Source organism: Psychrosphaera sp. (genome assembly GCF_982872775.1).
Window position 1 is genome coordinate 56,173 of sequence record NZ_CEYNSH010000019.1, and the last position, 1,821, is coordinate 57,993.

Genomic DNA, 1,821 nt, shown 5'->3' on the forward strand with positions numbered 1-1,821 from the left:
CACAGAATTTGGGTTTGCAGCCATGTGTGAACCTAGTGTTTGACTAAATGGAGCGGTAAAAATGGAAGTCGTATTAGGAATGGGTGTCATTGTAGCTATGGCGTTGGTTTGGTTACTTCCCCTGTTTTTCCTGATTGTTTCAAAAAGAACATCGGGCTTTAGAAAGTTTTTGTGGGTATTGGTATTTCTATTTATTTCTTGGTTTGCCTGGCTTGCTTATATATTATTGGTGCCCAAATCAGACCCAAGGTTAGAACACCTTAAATTTAGGTAAACCCATCAATCATGTTTCTCCCTCAAGGTAGTCGTGTCATCACAATAGGCGATGGCGACCTGAGCTTTTCGAGAGCCCTGTTGGCGCACGTTAGCGCCGAAAACCTCATTGCCACGACGTATGACTCTGAGTCTGTACTTCTTAATAAGTATCAACGCAACGCATTAGTAGACCTTCACGAAGCGGGAGTTCGCACAGAGCATGGGCTGGATATTACTGATCTAAATACCATTCCCGAGGATTTAAAGGGCTTTGCAGATATAGTGATCTTTAATCACCCGTTAGTTCCAACTCAAAAGTCCTACGCTCAATATCAAAAAGAACGAAACAAAAGCGCAAATTTGTTCAACCGGGCTTTGTTGTATGCCTTTTTAAAACACAGCTTTGGCTATCTACTAAATCCAAATGGCCAACGTCTTTGTTACATCACGACCAAATCAGTTAAACCTTACAGTCATTGGCATATAGAAACGAGTTTGACGGGCCATAAATCGAATTCGCACACGCGATATTCATACTTAGGCAGTGAGCCTTTTGACCTGTCTATGTTCAAAAACTATCAGGTGAGGAATGTAGATAGAGATAAATGTGTCAAACACGAAGCTAGCGATGTCTATGTGTATTCGGACAATTTGTCACACAAAATAAAAGCGCGTTTGACTGAGTTTAAATATGACTCGCCCGGATACTGCCCACTGTGCCGAAAAGGGCCATTCGCTAATGAAAGCGATTGGGAGTTGCATCAGCAGACCCGAATTCACAAAGCGCAGCAGGCCTATCATGATGACTGGCTTGAACACTTGGCCAAAAGCGAGTTGAGCCAGTAAATAACAAAAAAGCAATGCACTAAAACTTCAGGCTCTGATTAAAAACAACGCCCAACGGCGATCTATTTAACGAGATAAGAAATGTTCCAAAAAGTAGTCAACCTTATAATGAATGATCCATTGAGAATCCTTGTCTATCTTTGGACAAAATTGGTGACGATAAAGCTGTATTTCGCTTCGAATATAAAAATAGCAGCTGGGCTTAGATTCAACGGTACGCCATTGATAGATATAAGAAGAGGCAGTCAGTTGTCTATTGGAAAAGGCGTGATGCTGAACTCAAGAAACAAGGGCTACCACATCAACATGCACTCTCCTGTGAAACTATTTGCGGATAGACCTGGTGCCAAAATCGAAATTGGCGACAAAACTAGGATACACGGTACCTGCATTCATGCATTCAACTCGATAAAAATAGGCAAAAGCTGTTTGATTGCAGCAAACTGTCAGATCATTGATGGCAATGGCCATGACCTCTCATTTCCTGACATCGAAAACAGAATCAATACAGATGGCATCAGTAAACCAGTCGTCATCGAAGACAATGTGTGGATTGGCGCTAACTCAATCATTCTTCCTGGCGTGACGATCGGCAAAGGCTCTGTTATTGCAGCGGGTAGCGTGGTGACAAAAGACATTCCACCAATGGTCGTAGCTGGTGGAAATCCGGTAAAAATAATCAAGGATTATTCAGCGAGTAAAAACCAAACTGGTTGATAG

General features: G+C 42.1%; 2 protein-coding genes. Both read left to right on the forward strand.

Translation table 11 applies throughout. The annotated features are described in order from the left end of the window. The first annotated feature begins 285 nt into the window (after positions 1–285). Positions 286–1,101: a class I SAM-dependent methyltransferase gene (locus AC4E96_RS07615; protein ID WP_490255392.1), complete on the forward strand. Its 816-nt coding sequence runs from the start codon at positions 286–288 to the stop codon at positions 1,099–1,101. 222 nt (positions 1,102–1,323) lie between these two features. Further along, positions 1,324–1,818, forward strand: a complete 495-nt coding sequence (locus AC4E96_RS07620) for an acyltransferase (protein ID WP_490255393.1) — start codon at positions 1,324–1,326, stop codon at positions 1,816–1,818. Positions 1,819–1,821 lie beyond the last annotated feature (3 nt).

Coding starts and splice junctions, on each gene's coding strand:
- AC4E96_RS07615 (WP_490255392.1), top strand. CDS start 286: ATGTTTCTCCCTCAAGGTAGTCGTGTCATCACAATAGGCGATGGCGAC.